The organism is Lederbergia sp. B243.17 (genome assembly GCF_057657925.1).
The window spans coordinates 1-25967 of sequence record NZ_JBWBKF010000037.1; the positions used below are offsets into that span (position 1 = coordinate 1).

General features: G+C 48.4%; 29 protein-coding genes and 1 pseudogene. 29 read left to right on the forward strand and 1 reads right to left on the reverse strand.

The features are described 5' to 3' along the window. Positions 1-365 precede the first annotated feature (365 nt). The 25 genes from sleB (at position 366) to AC0TWI_RS06610 (ending at position 22119) form a co-directional block, all read left to right on the forward strand. Positions 366-1151: a spore cortex-lytic enzyme gene (gene sleB / locus AC0TWI_RS06490; RefSeq protein ID WP_488125527.1), complete on the forward strand. Its 786-nt coding sequence runs from the start codon at positions 366-368 to the stop codon at positions 1149-1151. Between the two features lie 17 nt (positions 1152-1168). Then, positions 1169-2518, forward strand: coding sequence for a germination protein YpeB (gene ypeB, locus AC0TWI_RS06495; protein WP_488125528.1), 1350 nt, complete (start codon positions 1169-1171; stop codon positions 2516-2518). A gap of 281 nt (positions 2519-2799) precedes the next feature. Then, complete coding sequence (locus tag AC0TWI_RS06500; protein WP_488125529.1) at positions 2800-3447, forward strand: flagellar brake protein; 648 nt, start codon at positions 2800-2802, stop codon at positions 3445-3447. 76 nt (positions 3448-3523) lie between these two features. After that, positions 3524-3709, forward strand: coding sequence for a DUF5359 family protein (locus AC0TWI_RS06505; protein WP_488125530.1), 186 nt, complete (start codon positions 3524-3526; stop codon positions 3707-3709). A gap of 112 nt (positions 3710-3821) precedes the next feature. After that, the gene (cmk, locus tag AC0TWI_RS06510) at positions 3822-4514 is read left to right on the forward strand and encodes a (d)CMP kinase (protein WP_488125531.1); all 693 of its coding nucleotides are present in this window, start codon (positions 3822-3824) and stop codon (positions 4512-4514) included. Further along, positions 4501-5085 carry a lysophospholipid acyltransferase family protein gene (locus tag AC0TWI_RS06515; protein WP_488125532.1) on the forward strand — a complete coding sequence of 195 codons (585 nt, stop codon included), beginning with the start codon at positions 4501-4503 and terminating at the stop codon, positions 5083-5085. The genes cmk and AC0TWI_RS06515 overlap by 14 nt, the downstream gene beginning before the upstream one ends. Positions 5086-5231: 146 nt before the next feature. After that, the gene (gene rpsA / locus AC0TWI_RS06520) at positions 5232-6374 is read left to right on the forward strand and encodes a 30S ribosomal protein S1 (RefSeq protein ID WP_488125533.1); all 1143 of its coding nucleotides are present in this window, start codon (positions 5232-5234) and stop codon (positions 6372-6374) included. A gap of 107 nt (positions 6375-6481) precedes the next feature. After that, on the forward strand, positions 6482-7078 hold the full coding sequence (locus AC0TWI_RS06525) for a YphA family membrane protein (RefSeq protein ID WP_488125534.1): 597 nt from the start codon (positions 6482-6484) through the stop codon (positions 7076-7078). A gap of 159 nt (positions 7079-7237) precedes the next feature. Next, a complete protein-coding gene (gene der, locus AC0TWI_RS06530; RefSeq protein WP_488125535.1) occupies positions 7238-8548 on the forward strand; it encodes a ribosome biogenesis GTPase Der in 1311 nt (436 codons plus the stop codon). Between the two features lie 185 nt (positions 8549-8733). Beyond that, on the forward strand, positions 8734-9786 hold the full coding sequence (locus AC0TWI_RS06535; RefSeq protein ID WP_488125536.1) for an NAD(P)H-dependent glycerol-3-phosphate dehydrogenase: 1053 nt from the start codon (positions 8734-8736) through the stop codon (positions 9784-9786). 275 nt (positions 9787-10061) lie between these two features. Continuing rightward, positions 10062-10262 carry a DUF2768 domain-containing protein gene (locus AC0TWI_RS06540; protein WP_488125537.1) on the forward strand — a complete coding sequence of 67 codons (201 nt, stop codon included), beginning with the start codon at positions 10062-10064 and terminating at the stop codon, positions 10260-10262. 54 nt (positions 10263-10316) lie between these two features. After that, positions 10317-11024, forward strand: a complete 708-nt coding sequence (locus AC0TWI_RS06545) for a hypothetical protein (protein WP_488125538.1) — start codon at positions 10317-10319, stop codon at positions 11022-11024. A gap of 137 nt (positions 11025-11161) precedes the next feature. Beyond that, a complete protein-coding gene (gene spoIVA, locus AC0TWI_RS06550; protein WP_488125539.1) occupies positions 11162-12640 on the forward strand; it encodes a stage IV sporulation protein A in 1479 nt (492 codons plus the stop codon). Positions 12641-12910: 270 nt separating this feature from the next. Then, positions 12911-13183, forward strand: coding sequence for an HU family DNA-binding protein (locus tag AC0TWI_RS06555; RefSeq protein ID WP_488125540.1), 273 nt, complete (start codon positions 12911-12913; stop codon positions 13181-13183). Positions 13184-13307: 124 nt separating this feature from the next. Further along, positions 13308-13874 (forward strand): GTP cyclohydrolase I FolE, encoded by a 567-nt coding sequence (gene folE / locus AC0TWI_RS06560; protein ID WP_488125541.1) that lies wholly within the window; start codon positions 13308-13310, stop codon positions 13872-13874. 36 nt (positions 13875-13910) lie between these two features. Next, positions 13911-14147 carry a trp RNA-binding attenuation protein MtrB gene (mtrB, locus tag AC0TWI_RS06565; protein ID WP_488125542.1) on the forward strand — a complete coding sequence of 79 codons (237 nt, stop codon included), beginning with the start codon at positions 13911-13913 and terminating at the stop codon, positions 14145-14147. A 111-nt stretch (positions 14148-14258) separates the two neighbouring features. Continuing rightward, positions 14259-15077: a heptaprenyl diphosphate synthase component 1 gene (locus AC0TWI_RS06570; protein ID WP_488125543.1), complete on the forward strand. Its 819-nt coding sequence runs from the start codon at positions 14259-14261 to the stop codon at positions 15075-15077. 2 nt (positions 15078-15079) lie between these two features. Further along, entirely contained in the window at positions 15080-15784 is a 705-nt protein-coding gene (locus AC0TWI_RS06575; RefSeq protein WP_488125544.1) for a demethylmenaquinone methyltransferase, read from the forward strand. An 18-nt stretch (positions 15785-15802) separates the two neighbouring features. Continuing rightward, on the forward strand, positions 15803-16765 hold the full coding sequence (gene hepT, locus AC0TWI_RS06580; RefSeq protein WP_488125545.1) for a heptaprenyl diphosphate synthase component II: 963 nt from the start codon (positions 15803-15805) through the stop codon (positions 16763-16765). 89 nt (positions 16766-16854) lie between these two features. Continuing rightward, positions 16855-17301 carry a nucleoside-diphosphate kinase gene (ndk, locus tag AC0TWI_RS06585; protein WP_488125546.1) on the forward strand — a complete coding sequence of 149 codons (447 nt, stop codon included), beginning with the start codon at positions 16855-16857 and terminating at the stop codon, positions 17299-17301. 124 nt (positions 17302-17425) lie between these two features. After that, entirely contained in the window at positions 17426-18199 is a 774-nt protein-coding gene (locus AC0TWI_RS06590) for a CheR family methyltransferase (protein ID WP_488125547.1), read from the forward strand. Positions 18200-18221: 22 nt separating this feature from the next. Then, complete coding sequence (gene aroB / locus AC0TWI_RS06595; RefSeq protein ID WP_488125548.1) at positions 18222-19304, forward strand: 3-dehydroquinate synthase; 1083 nt, start codon at positions 18222-18224, stop codon at positions 19302-19304. 76 nt (positions 19305-19380) lie between these two features. Then, positions 19381-20256, forward strand: a complete 876-nt coding sequence (locus tag AC0TWI_RS06600; RefSeq protein ID WP_488125549.1) for a hypothetical protein — start codon at positions 19381-19383, stop codon at positions 20254-20256. A gap of 19 nt (positions 20257-20275) precedes the next feature. After that, the gene (locus AC0TWI_RS06605; RefSeq protein ID WP_488125550.1) at positions 20276-21541 is read left to right on the forward strand and encodes a tetratricopeptide repeat protein; all 1266 of its coding nucleotides are present in this window, start codon (positions 20276-20278) and stop codon (positions 21539-21541) included. Between the two features lie 26 nt (positions 21542-21567). Continuing rightward, positions 21568-22119: a ReoY family proteolytic degradation factor gene (locus AC0TWI_RS06610; protein WP_488125551.1), complete on the forward strand. Its 552-nt coding sequence runs from the start codon at positions 21568-21570 to the stop codon at positions 22117-22119. 685 nt (positions 22120-22804) lie between these two features. Here AC0TWI_RS06610 and AC0TWI_RS06615 read toward each other — a convergent pair. After that, a pseudogene (locus tag AC0TWI_RS06615) lies at positions 22805-23007 on the reverse strand (transposase); the annotation flags it as partial. A 265-nt stretch (positions 23008-23272) separates the two neighbouring features. Here AC0TWI_RS06615 and AC0TWI_RS06620 point away from each other — a divergent pair. The 4 genes from AC0TWI_RS06620 to AC0TWI_RS06635 all read left to right on the forward strand — a co-directional run bounded on the left by AC0TWI_RS06620 (position 23273) and on the right by AC0TWI_RS06635 (position 25896). Further along, positions 23273-23740 carry a YpiF family protein gene (locus AC0TWI_RS06620; protein WP_488125552.1) on the forward strand — a complete coding sequence of 156 codons (468 nt, stop codon included), beginning with the start codon at positions 23273-23275 and terminating at the stop codon, positions 23738-23740. A gap of 138 nt (positions 23741-23878) precedes the next feature. Continuing rightward, a complete protein-coding gene (locus AC0TWI_RS06625) occupies positions 23879-24391 on the forward strand; it encodes a QcrA and Rieske domain-containing protein (RefSeq protein WP_488125553.1) in 513 nt (170 codons plus the stop codon). A 14-nt stretch (positions 24392-24405) separates the two neighbouring features. Next, on the forward strand, positions 24406-25080 hold the full coding sequence (gene qcrB, locus AC0TWI_RS06630; protein ID WP_488125554.1) for a menaquinol-cytochrome c reductase cytochrome b subunit: 675 nt from the start codon (positions 24406-24408) through the stop codon (positions 25078-25080). Between the two features lie 45 nt (positions 25081-25125). Then, positions 25126-25896, forward strand: coding sequence for a c-type cytochrome (locus tag AC0TWI_RS06635; protein WP_488125555.1), 771 nt, complete (start codon positions 25126-25128; stop codon positions 25894-25896). The last annotated feature ends 71 nt before the right edge of the window (positions 25897-25967 follow it).

Consider the following 25967-nt stretch of genomic DNA (forward strand, 5'->3'; position numbering starts at 1 on the left):
TGCACTTACCTGTTCGGACGAAAAAGTTACTTTGCTCATGTTATCCCCTAATCCCATATTCTTAATTTCAAGTATATAAAAAGCACCTGCAGGTTGAACACTCTTTTTTTCGAGTGTCCTACCTACAGGTACCACTTTAGAATACCGTCTCTTTTTTTATTTGGCTTTCATCTTTCAGTTAGGGGGACGTCAAAGTGAGAAGAGGAAGCGTGGCTTCTTCTGTCGATGGTGTGGCCTTTCCGAGTGAGCATAAGGAGTGGAACGACATAGACAAATTGTCTGGCACCGAATCAAACCGACATGAATAAATACGGTTCCCTTGCAGACAATAGCGTTATAAATGAACTAGTTATGGAGGTGCAGCTATGAAACAGCGTATTTTGTTCAAACTGGTGCTTGTCGCTCTAATTGTCGCCGCAGCCTTCTCGGGGGCCGAAGGAGGGCGGACGTTCGCCTTTTCCGACCAGGTCATCCAAAGAGGTGCGACCGGCGATGATGTAATTGAATTGCAGGCAAGGCTCCAATACCTTGGCTACTATAAGGGAAATATTGACGGGGTATTCGGCTGGTCCACATACTGGGCGCTTCGCAATTTCCAGGAGGCATTCGGCATGAAGCCAGATGGATTGGCAGGCGGGAACACGAAGCAGAAGCTTGCAAATGCATCTAAATACGATAAAAACTATGTGGAGGATAACATCAGAAAGGGGAAGCAATTTACCCATTACGGCGGGTCGGATGTAAACAAGAATGCATCAAAGTCGAATAATAAAGCCGTCAATACGCCGCGGGGATATTCCCAGAATGATATCAAATTGCTCTCCAATGCCGTTCACGGCGAAGCGCGAGGTGAACCGTATGAAGGACAGGTTGCCGTTGCAGCTGTCATTTTGAACCGGATCGAAAGCGCCTCCTTCCCGAACACCGTCTCTGGGGTCGTCTTTGAGCCTGGCGCGTTCACCGCGGTTGCCGACGGACAAATCTGGCTTGAGCCGAACGAGCAATCGACGAAGGCTGTTCTTGATGCTATCAATGGCTGGGATCCATCCGGAAATGCACTTTATTATTTCAATCCACAGACTGCAACAAGTGCGTGGATTTGGACGAGGCCGCAGATTAAGACGATCGGCAACCATATTTTTTGCAAGTAGAGGAGGCGAATCGACAGATGGTAAGAAATGTAATGATCGCTATATTGGCTATCGCAGTCGCGGGTACGGCTTACTGGGGCTACAATGAAAATAAGAAAAAAGAAGCAGTGATGATTCATACCGAAAATAACTATCAGCGGGCGTTTCATAATTTGGCGTACCATATGGATACACTCCATGATAAAATCGGCACCGCATTGGCAATGAACTCGAACAAAACATTGTCACCGCAGCTGGCCGATGTTTGGCGCATCACATCCGATGCCCGGACAGAAGTTGGTCAGCTTCCGCTCTCCCTCATGCCTTTTAACAAGACAGAGGAATTTCTGTCGAATATCGGGAACTTCAGTTACAGGACCGCGGTCCGTGATTTGAAGAATGAACCGCTGTCCGACAAGGAATACAACCAGCTGAAAACGATGTATAGCCAGAGCAGCGAATTGCGGACCGAACTAAGAAAACTGCAGCATCAAGTGCTGGCAAAGAACCTTCGCTGGATGGATGTTGATCTCGCTATGGCTGCGGGCAATGAAAAAATGGACAACACAATCGTTGACGGCTTCCAGACAGTGGAAAAGCGGGTCGGCAGCTATGATCAGACGGATATGGAAAACCCCGCTGTCGTCAGCTTTCAAAAACGGGATGAAAGTTTCAAAAACCTGAAGGGAGACAAGATTACAAAAGAGCAGGGACTCGCCCAAGCGAAAAAGCTATCGGGGCTGCAGAATGTTGCAGGGCAAACAATCAGTGAAAATCACAAGGGCGCTGGTTTTGAATTTTACAGCGTTTCCCTGGAAGGAAAAAACGGTGAACAAGCAACAATGGACTTGACGAAGGTCGGAGGTCACCCGATCTGGTATATGCTCCACCGCAATCTTGGAAAACAGAACATCAGCCTGCATGAAGCTGCAGGAAGTGCGGAAAAGTTTTTAGCGAAAAATGGGTATAAAAACCTAAAGGTATTGGACAGCGTGCAATATGACACGATGGGCCTCATTTCCTTTGCGCCCGTTCAGGACGGTGTAACGATTTACTCGGAATCAATCCAAGTGAAAGTGGCCTTGGATAATGGACAGGTTGTCGGGCTTGCGGCCTCTGATTATGTAAGAGGAAAGGATTCACGTGCTTTGCCGGCGCAGAAGCTTTCGGCGAAAGAGGCGAGAGAATTCATTTCCCCGAAGGTGAAGATCATGGATGAAAACCTTGCCGTCGTTGAAAATGAGCTCGGCAATGAAGTGCTCTGCCATGAATTCCTCGGCACACTTGGTGACGATACGTTCCGCATTTTCATCAATGCTAAAGACGGAACGGAAGAAAAAATCGAGCGTCTGCAAAACGCTGAAACAATGTATGATCTGGCAGTTTGAGCCGGTGAAGGGGCTAGACCCCCTTCACCGGCTTTTTCTTATATGGAAGAATTGGAAAAACCATGAGATAATGGAACCAGGGGCTGGGCGTATTTTTGTGGATCAGCATGATACACAACTTACCGGCCGTCGGTTTTCTCTACCGCTGTGCGCATGACACAGAATTAGTTTGAGAGCCTGCCCGCTATATGGTGAGGCATCCAGCTGTTATTTCAGGAAAATCGCTGGATAAAGAGCATACACATCAAGTTTCTTACTTTATAGATTAGGAAGTGTACACAATGATGGTAAAAATCGGGATGGAATTAATGATTGAAATCGAAAATGTCGAAGAAGTCGAAAGATACAAGACAAAAGTCGTTGATTTGGAAGATGAGACGATTTTCATTCAATACCCGGTGAGGGTGGAGACGAACCGGACAGCCTTTCTGCCGGCAGGAAAAAAGTTATCCGTACATTTTGCAGGCGATTCATCCAGTAGTGCCTACTTTTTCGAATCGGAAGTTACAGGCCGTGTGAAACGCAATATCCCGATGACCATGCTCTCCTATCCGGGAGATGACCAACTGTTCAAAATTCAGCGCCGGGAGTTCGTTAGAGTCGTTTCGGCCGCTGACATCGCACTCCATTTTCCTGATACGGGCGAAAAACTGACAACCATTACGTATGATGTAAGTGCGGGCGGTTGTGCAGCGGTTCTTCCGAAAAATGTCGAACTTGAGAGCAGGGAAGCCGGGGAGGCGTACATTGTTCTGCCAATGCAGCAAAAATATTCTTATTTGAAGGTTACTTGCAGGGTAATAAGGGTTTTTGAAAAAGGCAGCATGAAACTTGCATCCCTTCAATTTCTGGATTTAGATGAAGAACAGCAGCAGCAGCTCATCCGTTTTTGCTTTGAGCGCCAGCTGGAACTGCGTAAAAAGCAATAAAGGGATCGTCCGGAATTTGGCCATCCTGCATAGATTTCCCTTTTTGCCGGATACTACGGAAAAAGGGAGGATTCGAATGATAAGGATTGAGAGGATCATATTCAAGCTTGCTGTCATCCATTTGCTGATGGTCGTCGTCGTCCAGCTCTTTGTCCTGAACTCCAAGCCTGCCCCATATCTGAACAGGATCCATCTGTATGAAGGGACGGCCGGACAGCAGCCCGAGGAGAAACTGGAGGCCGGCGGTCCAGTCAGCCGTTGACTGTTGCATCATGTGCCATTTCCCCGTTTCAAGCAATGAGCGAAAAAAGGACTTTTGTGTTAAAATGATGGAGTAGTTTTTTGGAAGATTATTGGTGAACGGGTGAGGGTAAATGGCTAAAGAGAAGATTAGCATTGCGATTGACGGGCCAGCGGCTGCCGGAAAGAGCACTGTGTCGAAAATAGTAGCAGAGCGGCTTGGGTACGTGTATGTGGACACTGGAGCGATGTATCGCGCCATCACTTATAAAGCGATCCTGCACGGTGTTGGCTTGGATGATGAACAGAAGCTGATCGGACTATTGATGGATACTGTTATCGAATTGAAGAAAGAAGGTCCGCTTCAGCTTGTCTACATGGACGGCGAAGATGTCAGCAAGGCGATCAGAGGGCCGGAAGTGACCAATTCTGTATCCATCGTTGCGGCACACGGAAAGATCCGCGACGAGTTGGTTCGCCGCCAGCAGCTGATGGGCCGGGCCGGCGGGATTGTGATGGACGGCAGGGACATTGGCACGAGGGTGCTGCCTGAAGCCGAGCTGAAAATTTTCCTGCTTGCCAGTGCGGCTGTCCGTGCAGAACGGCGCTATGCGGAAAATGTAAGAAAAGGATTTGCCTCCGATCTTTCCGTCCTGCTTGAGGAAATCAAGCAAAGGGACAAGCTTGATTCGGAAAGGGCAGTTTCACCGCTGAGAAAAGCGGACGATGCAATTGAGGTCGATGCTTCTGATTTGACGATTGAAGAAGTCGTCCAGAAGATTTATGAATTGGCGATGGAAAGGATCGAAGGGAATGGCTTTTTATGAATTTGCTAGATCAATCGTAAAAGGGATACTGAAACCATTTTACAGAATCCAGGTCATTGGGCTGGAGCATTTTCCAAAAGAAGGCGGAGTGCTCTTATGCACAAACCATATCGATAACCTTGACCCGCCGGTCGTAGGTTTTACGGCTCCCCGCCCAGTCCATTTCATGGCAAAGGCCGAGCTTTTCAGCAACAAGTTCGGGAAGACATTAATGGAAAACATTAACGCCTTTCCTGTTAAACGGGGGATGAGCGACCGTGAAGCGCTGCGAACGGGCCTAAAGTACCTGAAGGAAGGAAGAGTCGTTGGCCTTTTTCCAGAAGGAACGAGGAGTAAAACCGGAGAAATAGGGAAAGGACTTGCAGGGGCAGGTTTTTTTGCGCTCCGGTCGGATGCAAGCGTTGTGCCCTGTGCCATTATCGGTCCTTATAAGCCGCTGAGGAGGCTCAAGGTCGTGTACGGTCCGCCGATTGATTTCTCGAAACTGAGAGCGGAGCGAGCCTCTGCTGAAATCGCAACCGAGGTCATCATGGAGGAAATCCGGAAGTTGCATGACGCACACAAGGGCTGAAAGCAAATGCTTGACAAATATGTTTATTTATAAGAAGTTTATACAAAGACAACTTTTTGGAATTATGTGAGGATTTATCTGAACCTTCCAATACAGGATCACCTTCCTTGCAAAACCATTTACAATGCCGGACAGGAGGAGTACATATGTCAGAGGATCAAATGAACAATTTTGAGATGAAAACATTCTCCGAGGGAGACAAAGTAAAAGGAACTGTGACGAAGATTGAAGAAAAGCAGGTTCTTGTTGATGTGGAGGGAAGCAAGATTGACGGAATCATTCCGATCAGCGAACTTTCCAGCCTCCATATTGAAAAAGCGGACGATGCAGTAAGTGTCGGCGATGTGCTTGATCTCATCGTTACAAAAGTAGAGGAAGAGCTGCTTGTTCTTTCGAAACGCAAAGTTGATGCTGAAAAAGCTTGGGAGACACTTGAAAAGTCATTCGAAAGCGGCGAAGTATTTGACGCGGAAGTTAGTGAAGTCGTAAAAGGCGGCCTCGTTGTCGACCTTGGTGTTCGAGGCTTTGTACCGGCGTCGTTGGTTGAGGATTACTTTGTAGAGGATTTCTCAGATTACCAGGGCAGAACACTTTCTTTTAAGATTGTGGAACTTGACCGCGAGAAAAACCGCCTGATCCTGTCCCATCGCGCTGTGGTGGAAGATGAGAAGAGCAAAGAGAAACAAGGCTTGCTTGAGAAGCTTGAAGCCGGCCAGGTTCTGGATGGCACAGTACAGCGTTTGACTGATTTTGGAGCATTTGTCGATATCGGCGGGGTCGATGGCCTTGTCCATATCTCCCAATTGTCCCATCAGCATGTCGACAAGCCATCCGACGTCGTGGCGGAAGGGGAAAAAGTTAAGGTCAAGGTGCTTTCTGTCGACAAAGACAACGAGCGCATTTCCTTGTCCATCAAGGAAACATTGCCTGGGCCATGGGAAAATATCGCAGAAAAGGCGCCAAGAGGCACGGTTCTTGAAGGAACGGTCAAACGTCTCGTTTCCTTTGGCGCATTCGTCGAAGTATTCCCTGGAGTAGAAGGCCTTGTCCACATTTCGCAAATCTCCCATAAGCATATCGGTACACCGCATGAAGTGCTTGAGGAAGGCCAGACAGTCAAAGTGAAGGTCCTGGATGCGAATGAAAGTGAGCAGCGCCTGTCGTTGAGCATGAAGGAGCTGGAAGAACAGCCATATGCGCAAAACGATGATTATGAACTCCCTGAAGAATCAAAAGGATTTTCATTGAGCGACATGATTGGCGACCAGCTGAAAGATTTTAATAAATAAGATGCTTGTTACGCCCCCCGCCACAGATCGGGGGGCTTATTTGCTCTTTCGTGATTAAACTCTTTTTTCTTTTACCATAATGGGTAAAGGAAAGGAGGGTGACAGGAATGGAAGGCGGATATTATTTATTGACGGTGTGGGCTGCCTGGATTTATGGCTATTTTATTGTTGGCAGAGACAACCGGCTCAGGAGGCCGGGCTGTTTGCTCGCTCTGCTGCTGATCATTTTGTTTCCGGTCGAATTAAAGGTTTCGGGATTTGCGTTTTCAGCATCCGCTTTTTTGCTTGCCATCCTTTGCTGGAGCTTCATTGCAATGTTGCCGACAGGCAAAAAGTTTTATATCATCTTTACCGTAATAACGGGGATGTTCGGCTATACCGGCTTTCAATTTGCGGCCCTGTATGACCCGGTCATCCTCATTATTGACCCAAGCTGGATTATTGTATTTAGTTTATTCGTCTTCTCTTATTTGTTTTTCCCCCGTTCACTCCTATCCCGGCTCGTTTTTGTTGTCCTCGTCCTGTTGCAGGGGGAAACACTTTTTGCCAGTCTTTTTTCACGCGTAATCATGGAACCGAAAGTCGGCTCCGGGCAGGTGATGGATATGATCGCCACGACTCTTTTTGCCCAGACTGCGGTCCATCTCGCTGGGCGGCTCGCGGAAATGGCATTTGGCGGCAACCGTCACAAAGTGTATAAGTAAACATAAGGAACAAGGCCTGAATTTCATGTTCTTTTTGCCTTTTGCAAAAAAATTATGATACTATGGAGTGAAAATGGATTTTTTGACGGCAAGCATGGCAGAAGTGCCGGATGCTCTCTATTGACAAATACATTAATGAAATAAAAGTGAGTGATGGATATGGCAAAACCAACAGTAGCGATTGTAGGCAGGCCGAACGTAGGGAAATCAACAATCTTTAACCGGATTGTCGGAGAACGGATTTCAATCGTCGAAGATACACCAGGTGTGACACGTGACCGGATTTATGGCGGAGGCGAGTGGCTGACACATGAGTTCAATGTTATTGACACTGGCGGTATTGAGATCGGCGATGCCCCGTTCCTGGAAGAAATCAGGCAGCAGGCGGAAATCGCAATCCAGGAAGCAGATGTAATGATTTTTATCACCAGCAGCAGGGAAGGCGTGACCAGCGCTGATGAAGAGGTGGCGAAAATCCTCTACCGCTCGAAAAAGCCTGTTGTTCTGGCCGTCAACAAAGTGGACAACCCGGAAATGCGGGCGGATATTTACGATTTCTATGCGCTTGGTTTCGGAGAACCGTTCCCGATTTCGGGTTCACATGGACTCGGGCTTGGCGACCTTCTTGATGAAGTGGTGAAAAACTTCCCTCGTATCGAAGATGACCAGGTGGAAGACGATGTCATCCGCTTCAGCCTGATCGGACGGCCGAACGTCGGCAAATCTTCGCTTGTGAATGCGCTGCTTGGCGAAGAGAGGGTTATCGTCAGTGATATTGCTGGCACAACCCGCGATGCAATTGACTCTGCTTATGAATTTGACGGGCAGAAATACAACATTATTGATACCGCCGGAATGAGGAAGAAAGGCAAGGTGTATGAAAGCACGGAAAAATACAGTGTGCTTCGCGCCTTGAAAGCAATTGAACGTTCCGACGTTGTCGTTGTTGTCCTCAACGGTGAGGAAGGGATCCTTGAGCAGGACAAGAAGATTGCCGGCTATGCCCATGAGGCAGGACGTGCGGTCGTCATCGCAGTGAACAAATGGGACGCTGTGGAAAAGGATGAAAAAACGATGCGCAAGTTCGAAGAGCAGATCCGCGAACACTTTTTATTCCTCGACTATGCGCCGATCGTCTTCCTTTCTGCAAAAACAGGCAAGCGGGTGACCAACCTGATGCCGGTCATCCAGATGGTGAGCGAAAACCACTCACTCCGCGTTCAGTCAAGCATTCTGAACGAAGTGATCACGGATGCGGCAGCGATGAACCCTGCTCCGAGCGATAAAGGGCGCAGGCTGAAGATTTATTATACGACACAGGTCGCGGTCAAGCCGCCGACATTCGTCGTGTTCGTCAATGATCCGGAAATCATGCATTTTTCTTATGAGCGCTTCCTCCAAAACCAGATCCGGAACGCTTTCGGCTTTGAAGGCACCCCGATAAAAATATTGACGAGACAGCGGAAATAAAGGGAGGCGTCAATCGTCCGGGGTTTAATTCCCCATAGATTGTTCGTTGAACGAATCGTGCTTGGGATGCCTGTTGAAATCCTCACCCGCCAGCTTTTTCATGAATTTCTGAAGCGGGTGGGAACAGGCTGTTTAAGCGGGATAAAAACCATCGCATCCGAAAAATATTCCAAGAGGGTGAAAAGATGACGAATGCACAAAAAGTCTCCGTGATTGGAGCCGGGAGCTGGGGAACAGCTCTGGCGATCGTCCTGGCTGACAACGGCCATGACGTCCGTTTATGGACTCGGAACGAGGACCAATGCAGGGAAATCAATGACCAACATACAAATGAAAAATACTTGCCGGGCATCGAGCTGCCAGTGAACATTACCGCCTATACCTCCTTAATCTCCTCACTGGACGGAGTTGAAACGGCAGTCATTGCCGTTCCGACGAAGGCGATGAGAGAAATGATGAAAAAAATCGTCGAGATCCGGAAAGAGCCGCTGACGTTCATTCATGTGAGCAAAGGGATCGAGCCGGATACTCTGCTGAGAATCTCGGAAATTATTGAGCAGGAGGTACCTGAGCCTGTGCTGGAGGATGTCGTTGTCCTATCAGGGCCAAGTCATGCAGAGGAAGTCAGCTTGCGGCATCCGACAACAGTGACTGTCTCCTCGAAGAACATGAGGGCGGCGGAGAAGGCTCAGGACCTGTTCATGAATTCAAACTTCCGGGTTTATACCAATCCGGATCTGATCGGCGTGGAAATCGGCGGTGCGCTGAAAAACATTATTGCCTTGGCTGCTGGAATCTCCGATGGTCTCGGGTACGGCGACAACGCCAAGGCGGCACTGATCACAAGAGGACTTGCTGAGATTTCACGTCTCGGGACGAAGATGGGTGCGAATCCGCTCACGTTCTCCGGTCTTACCGGTATCGGCGACCTGATTGTTACGTGCACGAGTGTCCATTCGCGTAATTGGCGCGCGGGCAATTTGCTTGGAAAAGGTGAGAATCTTGAAGGAGTCCTCAAAAACATGGGGATGGTTGTAGAAGGGGTGCGGACGACGAAGGCGGCACACCAGCTTGCCGAAAAGTTTGATACCCAGATGCCGATCGCCGATATTCTCTACCAAATCCTGTTTGAAGACGTCAATGCGAAGCAGGCTGTAGATCAGCTGATGGCAAGGCTGAAGACGCATGAAATGGAAGATTTGGTAGACATTTTAAGCGAAAGGCTCGAACAGCAGTGACCTATAGGCAAGAGACGATGCGTTCGTCTCACTACCGGCATATACTACGCCGAAGACAATTTGCTTAAAACGAAGGGCTGGGTGACGATTGTCATTTGATAATGAAGCGGGGGCGCTTCCCCTGCTTCATTATTTTTTGCGTCTTGGACGCCCGTCCCTGCCCGAAAGGCGGAAGCTTGGTGAACAATCCGCAGTTTTGTAATAATTCCAATCACCCCTGCACTTGTGAAATGGTATAATAAGTGCTGGAATTAGTAGGAGGGGGAGGAACAGGCATGTCTCTGTCCATGTTCAAAATGTGGGTATCAATCGCTTCCATGGGACTTCTTGCCCTTGCGATGGGTGCGATCTACATAAGCAGGTTCAAATTAAAAAAAGGTATTTTAAAGGGCATCACGGCGTTGCTCGCCTGGATCATGATGATCATCGGTGCCTTGCTGATGCTTTATGTCGTTCTTTCGGGGCCGACTTTCTGACAGTGGCCCGTAAAGCTGAACGTTGAAGAAGGCGGAAAGAAAGGTGTCCAGACAATGAGGAAGATCATGAGTGCTTTGCTGCTTGGCGGATTCATGCTTCTGCTTTCAGGCTGCATGTATCCTCAGGAAAACAGAGCGGAAAACAAAATACCGTATGAGGAGCAAGTTCAATCCGTCCAGACGGCGGTAGAAAAGTTCCAGGAAGCGAATGGGGGAATCCTGCCGATCAAAACGAGGGAAGCAGATACACCGATTTTCATTCGCTATCCTGTTGATTTTTCACGGCTTGCCCCGCAATTTATCGCATCGGCCCCGGGCAACGCTTTTGAAAGTGGCGGTGTGTTCCAGTATGTCCTGATTGACGTGGAAACGAAGCCCGCTGTGAAAGTATTTGACCTGAGGATCGCCGAAAAGATCAGGGAAATCCGGATCAGGATTAACGCACAAGGCTATCCTCCGTTCAAGGAGCAGCTCGCGGAAAATGTTTATTCGCTTGACTACAAAAAAATCGGCTACAAAGAGGAGCCGTATATCGTCTCTCCATACACGCAGAACAACCTGCCGCTTGTCATTACAGGCCAGGGGGATATCGTAGTCGACTATAGCAGCGACCTTTACAAGGCCCTTCAGGAGAAAGAACACTCTTTCAAGCCTGGGGACGACATTAGAAAAATCTTATATGAAGAATCACCGATCGTTCCGGCCTATTCTCTGCCGTATACGGTCAACGAAAAGAATGAGCCGATCTTCATGGCGAAATAGGAATAATCCTTCTTCCACTCAATATAATGTGGAAGAAGGATTTTTTATTATTCAGTCACATAAGAATCGGACAACATCATAAACAATATATTGTTCTTGTTTGTCGTCCTCTGAACTTAACGATAGGAGGGAATCTCTTGGAAAAGGTGGATATTTTCAAAGATATTGCTGAAAGAACGGGCGGGGACATTTATCTGGGAGTAGTAGGGGCAGTCAGGACAGGCAAATCCACGTTTATAAAAAAATTCATGGAGCTGGCGGTGCTGCCGAATATTAAAAGCGAGGCTGACCGTGCGAGGGCCCAGGATGAATTGCCGCAGAGCGCCGCAGGCAAGACGATCATGACGACCGAGCCGAAGTTCGTGCCGAATCAGGCCGTTGCCATTCAGGTGGAAGACGGGCTTGAAGTGAATGTTAGGCTGGTCGACTGTGTCGGATACACTGTCCCCGGCGCAAAAGGGTATGAAGACGAAAATGGGCCGCGGATGATTAATACTCCATGGTTTGAAGAACCAATCTCTTTCCATGAAGCTGCCGAAATCGGCACGCGGAAAGTGATTCAGGAACACTCTGTCCTTGGGGTCGTCGTCACGACGGACGGCTCAATCGGTGAGATTCCGCGTAAAGATTACGTCGAGGCGGAAGAGAGAGTGATAGAGGAGCTAAAAGAGGTAGGAAAGCCATTCATCATGGTCATCAACTCTGCCCGCCCGTATCATCCGGAAACGGAAGCACTGCGCAACGAGCTTGAGAAAAAATATGACATTCCCATTCTGTCAATGTCGGTCGAAAGCATGCGCGAGGCTGACGTACTGAGTGTCCTCCGTGAAGCATTATATGAATTCCCGGTCCTCGAGGTGAATGTAAACCTTCCGAGCTGGGTCATGTCGCTAAAGGAAAATCACTGGCTCCGCGGCAGCTACCAGGAGGCGGTAAAAGAGACCGTCAAGGACATCAAACGGCTCCGGGATGTGGATCGCGTCGTCCAGCAGTTTTTTGAGTATGATTTTATCGAAAATGCCGGGCTTGCCGGAGTTGACATGGGTCAGGGAGTGGCAGAGATCGATCTTTTTGCGCCGGATGAGCTATACGATGAGGTGCTGAAAGAGATTGTCGGCGTTGAAGTTAGGGGCAAGGATCACCTGCTGGAGTTAATGCAGGACTTTGCGGATGCGAAAAGGGAGTATGACCAGATTTCCGATGCCCTGACGATGGTGAAGCAGACAGGATACGGCATCGCCGCACCGTCGCTTGCTGACATGAGCCTGGATGAGCCGGAAATCATCCGCCAGGGTGCACGATTCGGCGTCAGGCTGAAGGCGGTTGCCCCGTCGATCCATATGATCAAAGTGGACGTGGAGTCGGAATTCGCCCCGATCATCGGTACGGAAAAGCAGAGTGAGGAGCTTGTTCGTTACTTGATGCAAGACTTCGAGGACGATCCGCTTTCCATCTGGAATTCGGACATTTTCGGCAGAAGCCTCAGCTCGCTTGTCAGAGAAGGAATCCAGGCAAAAATTGCAATGATGCCGGAGAATGCGAGATACAAATTGAAAGAAACGCTTGAGCGGATCATCAATGAAGGGTCGGGCGGCTTGATCGCCATCATTTTATAGAGCATAAATAAAGGCTTGCTAAAGAGAAAAAACAAGGAAAAAAGGCGCGGACTGCAATTGCAGCGGCGCCATTTCCTGTTTTTAGCCTTTTATTCTTGCTAACGCAAATTTATTATGATAATCTTTTAAACAGAATTGCTGTAAGGCTTGGTATTACGGCGATTTTCAAGGTTTCTGACATATATGATGTTTAGAAATCCATTCATTTGTTCACAAATGTAATAACGTGTCCAAACAAACATGATCCAATTTTGGGAGGAGGTGAATGGTATGAACAAAACTGAACTTATCAATTCTGTAGCTGAAGCTGCGGAACTTTCCAAGAAAGACGCAACGAAGGCGGTTGATGCTGTTTTCCAGTCAATCCAAGACGCGTTGGCAAACGGTGATAAAGTTGCTCTAATCGGTTTCGGAAACTTTGAAGTCCGCGAGCGTGCAGCGCGTAAAGGCCGCAACCCGCAGACAGGCAAGGAGATCGAGATCGCTGCAAGCAAGGTTCCTGCGTTCAAACCAGGTAAAGCGCTGAAAGATGCTGTAAAATAAATACATACATTCTTCTAGCGTACTAAGAAGGGACTGCCATATAGGCAGTTCCTTTTTGTCCTATTAAGACGTATGCTAGAATGGACAGAGCGAATAAAGGTGACGAATACTCGGAGGGAAGAACATGGCAGAATTCAATCGGCCGCAAATCGAGAAGGCTGTACGGATGATCTTGGAAGCGATCGGAGAGGATCCAGACAGAGAAGGGCTTCTCGATACGCCAAAACGCGTGGCAAAAATGTATGAGGAAGTTTTTTCTGGGATGAACAAATCCGCGGATGAATATTTCGAAACGATATTCGGGGAGGAGCATGAGGAGCTGGTACTCGTGAAAGACATCCCATTTTATTCGATGTGCGAGCACCATCTTGTTCCCTTCTTTGGAAAGGCGCATGTTGCCTATATCCCGCGCAATGGGCGTGTAGCGGGGCTCAGCAAGCTTGCCAGGGCGGTTGAGACGGTGGCGGCAAGGCCGCAGTTGCAGGAACGCATTACTTCGACTGTTGCCGACACGATGATGCGGAAGCTGGAACCCCTTGGCGTTATGGTCATCATCGAAGCGGAGCATATGTGCATGACGATGCGTGGGGTGAAAAAGCCGGGATCGAAGACGGTCACTTCTGCAGTCAGAGGCGCCTTCGCGAACGACAGGCAGGCGAGAAACGAGGTACTCTCACTGATCAAGCAATAAGGCGATGAAACAAAGGCAAAAAAGGGAGGCATGGCAATGACAGCGGGTAAAGGATCGGATTTTGTAATGATCAGAGCTTTAAAAGATGGCGTTAATGTAATCGGATTGACGAGAGGATCCGATACGAAATTCCATCACTCCGAAAAGCTGGACGAAGGCGAAGTGCTCATTGCACAATTCACGGAGCATACGTCTGCAATCAAAGTGCGCGGCGATGCCAAAATCATCACCTCGTTCGGTGAAATGGAGAGTAAGGGCAAGGACAAAGACTAATTTCCCTTTTTTCGGGTTGGGAGATGTCCTAAATGAAGAGCATTATGATATAATTGTGACGGCATTTATGAATCGTATTTAAATTGAGCAGAGGAAATGAGGACTATTGACATGGCTGCAAAAGATCAGAAACATCTAGTGGATTCAATTAAAGAGTGCATTGAAAAAAAGAGCAATCTTCCCTATGTAAAAAACTATATTGAATCTCCAGTTGTTGATGAAGATCTGATCTTGATGATGTCGGCAGCCATGGAAGGCTCATCGCTCCACTACGAAGAACGCCAAGCGGCAGCCGCTGCGGCGATGCTCGTCCAGATTGCACTTGAAACCCATGAGATGGTGAATGATCCGCAGGCTACGCTTAAACAGCGGCAGCTGCTTGTGCTCGCCGGTGATTTTCTCAGCGGCCAGTATTATGGGATGCTTGCCGGATCGGATGATATCCATCTGATCAAGACACTTGCCGAGGCCATCCAGAATATCAATGAGCGAAAAATCATTGCCTGGCAGGGGAAGATCCGGAATCCGGAAATGTACATGCAAAACTATAAAAAAATCGAAACAGCCATCTTGGAAAACTTTTGCATCCATTTCCAAGCATATGGCTTTGTTGATGTTTTCACAGACTTCTTATTCGTCAAAAGGATGCATGCCGAGCTCAAAAAAGGGACAAGGAACGATTCCTCTCTTTTTCTTGATGGTCTTGCTGACATCTTATCCCGTGCTGAGAAGTCGGAAGGAACAGAATCGGCGATTAATGGAAAAATACAGGCGGAACAGTTCATCTTGGCGCAGATCGGCAAAATGATGGAAAGAATCGAGCGGGAATTAAGCGCAGGCCTGCAATTGCCTGCCTTGCTTTCCGGCCGGTTCATGGATGAACTTGAGCCGTACACGGCAAAGCGCAGACTGAGAACGGGGGAAAGATAACAATGCAGCCAAAAGAAGAGCGCGTGCACAACGTCTTCGAAAGTATTTCCGGCCAATATGATCGGATGAACTCGATTATCAGCTTTCAGCAGCACAAAAGCTGGAGAAAAGCGACGATGAAAAAAATGGATGTCCAACCGGGGGACTCGGCGATCGACATCTGCTGCGGAACGGGAGACTGGACGGTTGCCCTCGCAGATGCAGCCGGACCCGAGGGCAGGGTCATTGGCCTGGATTTCAGCAAAAACATGCTGTCGGTGGCAGAGCAGAAAATGCGGGATGAAGGGCTCGAGAGGGTCGAGCTCATTCACGGCAACGCAATGGAGCTTCCATTTGACGACAATACATTCGATTATGCGACAATCGGGTTCGGCTTGAGGAACGTCCCGGATTATATGACCGTTCTACAGGAAATGCATAGGGTGATCAAACCAGGCGGCATGGCAGTCTGCCTTGAGACATCCCAACCGACTATGCCGGGATACAAGCAGTTGTTCGAGCTTTACTTCCGTTATATCATGCCTGTGTTCGGCAAAGTGTTCGCAAAGAGTTATTCTGAATATTCATGGCTCCAAGAATCGGCACGGGAATTTCCCGGCATGGACGAGCTGGCTCAAATGTTCTGGAAAGCAGGGTTCAAGGATGTGATGTACAAGTCCTTCAGCGGAGGAGCGGCAGCGGCTCATATCGGAATCAAAGAGAAATAATAGCCGGGTGGAAAAAAGATGAAACTAAAAATGCTATACTCCAATTTAAAAACCGATTTTAACGTGATTGAACAGGAATTGGAAAGGGCGATCCATTCGGATGTCGAGCTGCTCCAACAGGCCTCCGTTCAACTTTTGAAGGCAGGCGGGAAGAGGATCCGGCCGATATTTGTCCTGCTTTCGGCGAAATTTGGCGAATACGACCTCCAGACGGTAAAGCATGCGGCCGTCGCACTCGAACTGATCCATATGGCTTCGCTCGTCCATGACGACGTGATCGATCAAGCAGCGATGCGGCGGGGGCAGCCGACGATCAATCATACGTGGAACAATCGGATTGCCATGTATACAGGCGATTACATTCTCGCCAGGTCGCTTGATTATATGACAAAGATCGACAATCCGCTCGCCCACCAGACATTGTCCCGCGCCATTGTCGAAGTCTGTCTCGGCGAGGTCGAGCAGATTAAGGACAAATACCGCTTTGACCAGTCGCTGAGGGATTATTTGCGCCGAATCAAACGAAAGACCGCCCTCCTGATTGCGGTCAGCTGCAAAATTGGCGCGATATCTGCGGATGCGGAGGAAGACGTGTATGATTCCCTTTACCGGTTCGGCTATTATCTGGGGATGGCATATCAAATCACTGATGACATCCTTGATTTCACGGCAACCGAAAAAGAATTGGGCAAGCCCGCCGGAGAAGATCTCCGCCAGGGCAATATTACCCTTCCTGCACTGTTTGCAATGAAAAATGAGTACATACGCCAAGAAATCGAGAAAGTCAATGAAATGACTTCAAAGGAAGAGATGGCAGCCGTCATCAAAATGATTAAGGAATCAGGTGCAATTGAACAATCATACGGAATCAGCACCCGCTATCTGGAAAAAGGCTTAGCGGCCATTCAGCACCTCCCTGAGGGACGGGCAAAAAAATCATTGATTGAAATCGCCAATTTCATCGGCAAACGGTCCTATTAATAGACAGGTTTGCCAAGGAAGGCAATCAATGGTATTATTTTTTTGGGCTGTCTGAAAAAAGCCCGAACCTTTGGCAGGAGTGATTACATATGGAAAAAACATTTTTAATGGTAAAACCTGACGGCGTACAAAGAGAACGAATCGGAAGCATCGTATCACGCTTCGAAGAAAAAGGCTTCCAGCTGGTGGGCGCAAAATTGATGAACATTTCCCAGGAGCTGGCTGAGCAGCACTATGGCGAACATAAAGAGCGCCCATTCTTCGGAGAATTGGTTGAATTCATTACTTCCGGCCCTGTGTTTGCGATGGTCTGGCAAGGAGATAACGTGATTGCTAGTGCACGCCAAATGATGGGAGCGACAAACCCGAAAGATGCGGCGCCTGGAACGATTCGCGGCGACTACGGTTTGACTGTCAGCAAAAACATCATCCACGGCTCTGACTCGCCTGAAAGCGCTGTTAGGGAAATTGGCCTGTTCTTCAAAGAAGAAGAGCTCGTTGAATACTCAAAAATCAACAATAGCTGGATTTACTAAGAACTTTTGAAAACGCCTGCATTTTTGCGGGCGTTTTTGTTTTGCATTTTTTCCTATTTTCCGCGCAAACCTTTGCCCTTTTCCGTTATACTGAAAGAATGAAGATTGATAGGAGACAGAGAAAATGAGCATAGACTATGTGCAGTTTATTGATAAGATTCATGGGAAGACGGGGATCAACCTCTCACTCTATAAAGAGGCACAGATGAAGAGACGGCTCACTTCCCTTTACGAGAAAAAGGGGTACCGTTCTTTTGCCGATTTTTATGATGCGCTTGCAAAAGATACCGCTCTCATGGAAGAATTCCTCAACCGGATGACGATCAATGTGACCGAATTTTTTCGCAACCGCGGCAGATGGGACGTGCTGGATCAGCAAATCCTCCCGCGATTGCTGAAAGAAAGAAAAAAGCTGAAAATCTGGAGCTCCGCTTGTTCTACCGGCGAGGAGCCATACACACTGGCCATGCTGCTTGCAAATCATGTCCCGTTAAGTCAAGTTTCAATCCTGGCGACAGATATCGACGAGCAGGTGATCAAAACGGCGAAAAAGGGCCTTTACCATGAGCGGAGCCTTGCGGAAATGCCCGAGCCGCTGAAAAAGAAGTATTTTAAAAAGGACGGGATGGTGTATGAATTGCACCAAGACATTAAGAATACGGTAACGTTCCGCAAGACGAACCTGCTTGCCGACCGGTTTGATAATGATTTCGACCTGATTGTTTGCCGCAACGTCCTTATTTATTTTACCGAAGAGGCAAAAGACGGCTTGTATAAAAAGTTCTCTGCTTCGCTCAGGAAGGGCGGGGTCCTGTTTGTCGGCAGCACCGAGCAAATTTTCAACCCAGCGCAATATGGACTGGAAGTGGAGGACACCTTCTTTTATAAAAAATCTTGAACGATTGAAAGGGGCTGGAAAGATGAACATTCCGATACATACGTCGTCAAAAGAATATTTAGTGCAGATTGGAAATGATGCGCTCTCAGGCCTTGCGCCGCTCATCCGGGAAAAGGGCTATACAAAACTGTTTGTGATCACGGATGAAAATGTCGGGCGTCTGCATCTCGATAAACTGAAAGATGCGCTGGCAGGCCTTTCCCAGAAAGTAGAGTATCTGACGGTGCCGGCCGGAGAAGAGGCGAAAAGCTTCTCGGTGTATGAGAGCTGTCTCACATACGCCCTCGAATCGGGGCTTGACCGGCATTCTTGCATTCTTGCATTCGGCGGTGGGGCGATAGGGGACTTGGCGGGCTTCACGGCGGCGTCCTATATGCGCGGCATACCGTTCATCCAAGTGCCGACTACCATCCTCGCCCATGACAGTGCGGTTGGAGGGAAGACGGGGATCAACCACCCCCTTGGCAAAAACATGGTCGGTGCCTTCCACCAGCCGGATGCCGTGATCTATGATACTCGCTTTTTGGCCACGCTTCCCGAAGAAGAGATCCGCTCCGGCTTTGCCGAGGCGGTCAAACATGCGTTGATCGGCGATTCTGAACTGCTTGATGTTTTGATGAGAGATGTGACAGACCTCTCCGCATTGGACGAAGAGCGGCTCGCTTTTATCCTGCAGCGCGGCATACAGGTGAAGGCAGCCATCGTTGCGCAGGATGAAAAAGAATCAAATGTCCGTGCCTATCTTAACTTTGGCCATACACTCGGCCATGCGGTCGAATCGGCATTCGGCTATGGTGTCTATACGCATGGCGAAGCGGTGATGATCGGGATGGTGTATGCCTTGGAGGTAAGCCGGGATCAGCTCGGGTTCGATTTTCCGATTGCGGGATTCCGCCGCTGGATCGCTTCGCTCGGCTATGATCTTGTGCCAGATGATCGCTTTACGTTTTCTGTTCTGCAGCCGATCATGGAAAGAGACAAAAAGGCAGTCAACAGCCATCCTCGATTCGTGCTATTGGAGGAAATTGGCCGGCCGGTTCTTAAGGAAGTGCCAATGGCCAAACTTGAGGCCATTTACCGTCAACTGATAGAAAACGGCCGATAATCATCATGTTCCCTCTTTTCGCAACATAGGCTTGTCTTAACAAGCAATATGCAGCGAAAAGGGGTGCTGGGTGATAATGTATATCATAGACAATGCGACAATTGTGCAGGAAGGTAGAACGATGGCCGCCTCATTCCTCGTCGATAGGAATGAGATCCGGGCAATCGCTCCGTCTTTTCTGCATATGACCTGTATGCGGATGGACGTCAGCCATTTTTTTCTGACTCCTGCCCATATTTTTTACCGGGTAATTCAGGACATGCCCTTCCCCCGCTTCAAAAGCCTATTCTCCGAAGAATTTCTTAAGCGAGGCTGCAACCTTGCTATTATCCCATTTTCCATCCAATATGAGAGCGAGTTCGAGAGGGAATTGAACCGGGCAAGGACCCGGCTTCTTAATTGCCCGATCGACTTTTTGTTCGGCGTGCAAATACCCGCGCGTTTGCTTACCCCCTCGCTCATCCGCATTTGCAAAAGATCAAAAATCCCTCTCATCTTTGTCCGCATCAGCCATGAGAACGACTTGTCCGCGCTCCCCTGGGGATGGCTGCGAGAGGCCTCCTATCCGTATAATCCAGTCTTCATTCCGGTCCTTGAACCCCAAGAAGGGCGGACAAGGCTGAAGCGGCTATTGAAAAGCTGGTGCAAGAGAATGGAACAAGAAAAGCTCCCTTTTCATCCCGAGCCGTTAGTGGAAGGCGTTCCGATTTCAGCCTCCCTTTTGAGAAAAATCGGACTTTATCCGAAAAGAGGAATTTTGCGGGCAGGCGGCGAAGTAAGTTATAATCTCTATTGGAAAGGCGATGGAGATGTGTCCGTTCCGGCTGCCTTCTCTCCTGAGCCCGTTATTTCTGTTGATAAAGGAAGATTCAACTCGATCGGGGGACAGGCGATCTTCAGGCCGGGCAGCGGTGAAGAAATCTACATCACGAAGACAGCCTTGTTTGTTTAATAGAGAAAGGAAGACGGATATGAACGACGCACAGCAAATGATCCGCTATATAGAAGAACAGAAAATGGACAAAGCCGAGGAATCCTTCCGGAAAGTGCTGGCTTCCAGCTCTGATGAGCAGCAGTACACACTGGCGGAAGACCTGGCAGCTTACGGATTCCTTGACGAAGCGAGGCAGCTATATGAACAATTGATCAGCAGGCATCCGGGAGAAGGGGAGCTCAAGCTGCTTCTCGCAGAGGTGCTAATTGATCTGGATGATGAGGAGAGTGCCTTCCCTCTACTGGAAACGATCACTCCAGAGGATCCGAATTATCCGGCAGCATTGCTGATCCAAGCGGATTTGTATCAAATGCAAGGGCTTTTCGAGGTCAGCGAGCAAAAGTTGCTTGCTGCCAAAAAGTTAGCCGGTGACGAGCCGGTCATTGATTATGCGCTTGGTGAACTGCTTATGTCACAAGGACGCTTTCTGGAATCATCCCGGTATTTTGGTCAGCTGATCGAGGCAGGCGAAACAACGATTGCAGGCACGAGCCTGAACTCCCGAATGGCGGAGGCGCTAAGCGCAGGCGGGGCGTTTGAGGAATCCCTCCCGTATTACGAAAAAGCGGTGAAGGAGCATCCGGACATTAATGATTTGTTTGGATATGCCCTTACACTCTATCAAACGGAAAACTATGAACGGGCGATACGCCAATTCCATGAGCTGAAGGACATGGATCCCGACTATCATCCTCTCTATTTGTACTTGGCAAAATGCCACGAACATCTGGAAGAAGTCGATGAAGCGCTGAAAGCCGCCAAGGAAGGCATCGAACTGGACCGCTATAACAAGGAGCTTTTCCTTTATACGGGAAAATTATCTTTGAAAGCAGGAGATCCAGATACGGCGGAAGAATACTTCAGACAGGCACTCGCACTTGACCCTGAGTATATCGAAGCGGCCCTTACATTGAATAATCTTTTGCTGCATCAGGAAAAATACGAGGAATTGGCGGAAACAGCGGCCGAACTGAAGCTTGGCGAGCTGGGAGAACCGCAGTTCCTTTGGGATGAAGCATACAGCCTGCAGCAGCTCGATAGGTTCGAAGAGGCATCAAAAGGGTACGAGCTTGCATATAATGCTTTCAAAGACCACAAAGAGTTTCTGAAGGACTACGGCTATTTCCTGCTGGAAGACGGGCAACGGGAAAAAGCGCATGCGATCTTTAAGCGCCTTTCAGAACTGGAGCCGTATCATGAGGAATGGTCGGAGCTGCTTGAAAGGCTGGAGGAAGTGGACTAATTAATCTTCGCAGAGGAGGGAAAAAGATGACTACCCCTGTATCTGTCAACGAGAAGAAAGACTTTATCCGCTGGTTTTTGAATCGCTATCAGCTGAAGCGGCGGGAATCCGTCTGGATCTTGAATTACTTGATGAGTCATGATCTGTTGATGGAAAAGGTTCATTTTGTGGAAGAAGCCCAATGCTGTCCGAGAGGGCTGATCATGTCAACGCACTGTACAAAGGACGTGCCGTTCCGCTTTTACAAAGAGAATATCATGACGACGGATGCGGAAAAATCCTTCCATGACATCCGGTTGAACCGGGACGAAGATATCTACATTCAGCTCAATTTCCGCTCATCACAGCGATCCGCCCAATACGCGGCTGTACTTGAGGAAAATCCGTTTCTGCAAAAGAATCTCTACCTCAACGATAAAGACAAGGCGCTTGCTGAGCAGTTCCTTGTGGAAAGCATCCGCACCTTCCATAAAGACAAATTACTGGCGGCAATCGACCAGTCGCTGGACGAAGGGAATGAACAAGCATTCCTTACACTTTCAGCGAGGCTGAAAGACCTTGAAACACAAACAAAGTAGCTTGGCAGAGGAAACGAGGGCCGGAATTATTTCCGGCCTTTTTTGTGTGTAAAAGTCTCTTTCCGAGGTCATTGAAAAACATGAGATTTATATGAAATATGCTTTCTACATGAGAAGAAGGGGCGCATATCAAAGTCAGTGAAAATTACTGGGCTTTCCGGTTCCGGTTGCTTTCCGTGGGGCTGCTTGAGTTTCGGGCCCACAGGACGTTGGTCATGCAGGCGATGCGACAGGACGTCGCGTTATCGTCTGCCTCAGTCGCTTCGCGCTTTGCGGGATCTCAAAACCAAGCTAGTCCCGCATGACACAGAAACAGCTCCCTTGAAAGGCATCTCACGAAGGAAGGGCAAAGCCCTTCCGAGAGTCGGCCTCTCCACTCCAAGCAACGACTAAGCAAGCTTACAAGAACAATGGGCCTTTCCAATACAAAAACAGGAAGGATCACTGTCTTTTGCGCAATGAGTTACCAAACCTTATTCAAAAGAGGCATGTTCTTTACGTATATCATTTCGTCAAGATCCAGCGTTGGCTTGAAAATAATCCTGAAGACCAGGCTGTTTTGTACTCGTACGGAAGTTTCAGCTCGCTTTTTTCGTTTCAACCTTGGACCTCTCTCTTACGAGTTCCTTAAACATTACCGTCTCATGGGTAGTAGTCAGTGCCTTAATCAGAAATCGCAGCTCAATTTTAGAAGCAGGTACTTGACCATCCGGATGAGAGGAATCGCATTCCGCCCGTTATCCAGATTGTATTTCGCTTTAAATTCGTCGAGGATGCAGGGAAAATCAATACACCATTTATCTGGCGTAGCGTGTTGTCCTTCGGTACGACGAGGTCATAAATGTCGAGAGAGGTACTCTGATTGAGGGTTTCCTGATTTGAGATCAAGGCAAGTGCCACCGGTTTATTCTTAAGATCAGTACACAGAAAGGATTGGGATTTTGAGATGGGAATGGAACTTTTAAATGCAGCGGAATCCAGTGGAACGCAGATCCGCCGTTCAAAGTGAAAAACCGAGAATGAGGAATCGTCCCATTTCGGGTTCCGATATAGACTTTTTCAGTGTCCTGATTTTCCCGAGGGTATTTTTTTCGAATTGTCGTCCGCTCATGGTAGAATGGCAGATGACAACCGATGATTGGAGGGAATAAAATTGAAGTGGAATGAGAAGGATATTGAAACTTTTATGAAGGAAAAAGAATATATGGATACCGCTGTCATCCCGCTCTTGCCCGTCAGCCTCGGAGAAAAAGCTAGACGGTCGGCGGAGCAGGGAGATTTCACGAACCGGCTCGCTCTGCATTTGGAGCGCCAGTTCAAGGGACGGCTGCTGCTTTTGCCGCCTTATGCGTATGTTTCGGGAACGGATGTGGACAAGCTTGCATCTGACCTCGCTCAATGGAAGCAAAACTTGTCGGAAAATGGCATTTCCTTCCCGTTCTATGTAACATCTGATCCCGTATGGAAGGATGTCCCTTTAGAGGGCTCGCTCTTTTATATGCCGTCCGTACCGCTCCAGGATATGAATGAGGACATGAGGCATACCGTCATGGATGAACAAGTGAAGAAGCTGATGCCGTCAATCCTCCAAGCGTGGCAGGGCGAAGCGTCTACAAATTAGCCACATAGTTGACAAGGTTTGGACATGTATATTATTGACCTCTGCAGGTTATTGATATATCATAATTATGTCCTAGTTTGTTGAATGTGCATAAATAGGTCCTTTTGGACTTACCTTACTGATAGAGGGGGGAAAAGGATGAGCAAAAATCCTGTTACGAGACGTCAATTCCTTAGCTATACGCTCACTGGTGTGGGTGGTTTCATGGCGGCTGGAATGCTGATGCCAATGCTTCGGTTCGCTGTCGATCCAGTTTTGCAAGTTAGAGCGGCCGGTGATTTTAAAATGACCAAACAAAAAATTGCCGATTTAACGAATGAACCTGTCCGCGTCGATTTCACATATGAACAGAAAGATGCATGGTACACTTCAGACGTAACTCAGACTGCATGGGTGTACAAGGATGACAAAGGTGAAGTGGTGGCGCTTTCTCCGGTATGTAAACATCTTGGCTGCACAGTCGACTGGAATACAAACGACAAGCACAAGGAAATGTTTTACTGCCCGTGCCACGGCGGACTATACGAGAAGAATGGCAAGAACGTTCCGAACACACCGCCGACAAAGCCGCTGGATGCTTATCCAACCAGCGAAAAAGACGGCTTCCTGATGCTTGGAACGCCGGAAGAAAATCCATTTGTAAGAAAGTAAAGGAGGCGTAATGAATGCTTAACAAAATGTATGACTGGATTGATGAGCGTTTGGATATTACGCCGATATGGAGAGACATTGCAGACCATGAGGTGCCGGAGCATGTTAACCCAGCACACCATTTTTCTGCCTTTGTTTACTGCTTTGGCGGATTGACATTCTTCATTACTGTCATCCAAATCCTGTCCGGTATGTTCCTTACGATGTATTATGTGCCGGATATCAAGAACGCTTGGGAATCCGTATACTATCTCCAGAACCAGGTTGCTTTCGGACAGATCGTCCGCGGTATGCACCACTGGGGAGCAAGTCTTGTTATCGTGATGATGTTCCTACATACGCTGCGTGTATTTTTCCAAGGGGCTTATAAAGCACCGCGCGAGCTAAACTGGGTCGTCGGAGTACTTATCTTTTTCGTTATGCTTGCCCTTGGTCTGACAGGCTACCTGCTTCCATGGGATATGAAAGCTTTGTTCGCTACGAAAGTAACATTGGAGATTGTCGAATCCGTACCGCTGATCGGTACAGCAGTCAAGACATTGATCGCGGGTGATCCGACCATCGTCGGTGCCCAGACATTGACCCGATTCTTCGCGATCCACGTGTTCTTCCTGCCGGCTGCCTTGATGGCACTGATGGCGGCACACTTTATCATGATCCGCAGACAAGGGATTTCTGGCCCGCTATAAAATCGACTTTCGCGATTACATGACTTTATAAAAGGAGGGGACAACATGCATCGTGGAAAAGGAATGAAGTTTGTCGGCGACTCCCGTGTACCCGCACAGCGGAAGCCGAATGTTCCAAAGGACTATTCCGAATACCCAGGCAAAACAGAAGCGTTCTGGCCAGACTTCTTGCTGAAGGAATGGCTGGTTGGTGCTGTTTTCCTCATTGGGTTCTTATGTTTAACAGTGGCAGAGCATCCTCCGCTTGAAAGGATCGCCGATCCGACGGATACGGGCTATATCCCGCTGCCTGACTGGTATTTCTTATTTCTTTACCAAATGCTGAAATACACGTATGCTTCCGGTCCGTACAGCTTGATCGGTGCGCTCGTTATTCCTGGACTGGCGTTCGGAGGGTTATTGCTCGCTCCGTTCATCGACAAAGGGCCTGAGCGCCGTGCATCCAAGCGTCCGTTCGCGACAGGATTTATGCTGCTTGCTTTCGCTGCCGTCTTCTATTTGACTTGGGAAGCAGTTGATATGCATGACTGGGCAGCAGCTGAACAGCAAGGGAAGATCACGCATGAAATTGAAGTGGATAAAGAGGCTGAAGGATACAAAGTATACGCCGGCCAATCCTGTATCAATTGCCATGGCGAAAATCTTGCCGGACAGCCCCCAATTGCTCCGAGTCTTGTAGATACTGGCTTATCTCCTGATGAGATCAAGAAAATCGCACACGAAGGAATCGGAAACATGCCTCCAGGGCAGTATGAAGGTTCCGACGAGGATCTTGACAAGCTGGCACAATACATTTCTGAGCTGAAAAGCGAATAATCCGCCTGGCATCCAGGCATTCTGAAAAGCCGGTATTTGATACCGGCTTTTCCTATATTCCAGGACAAAGC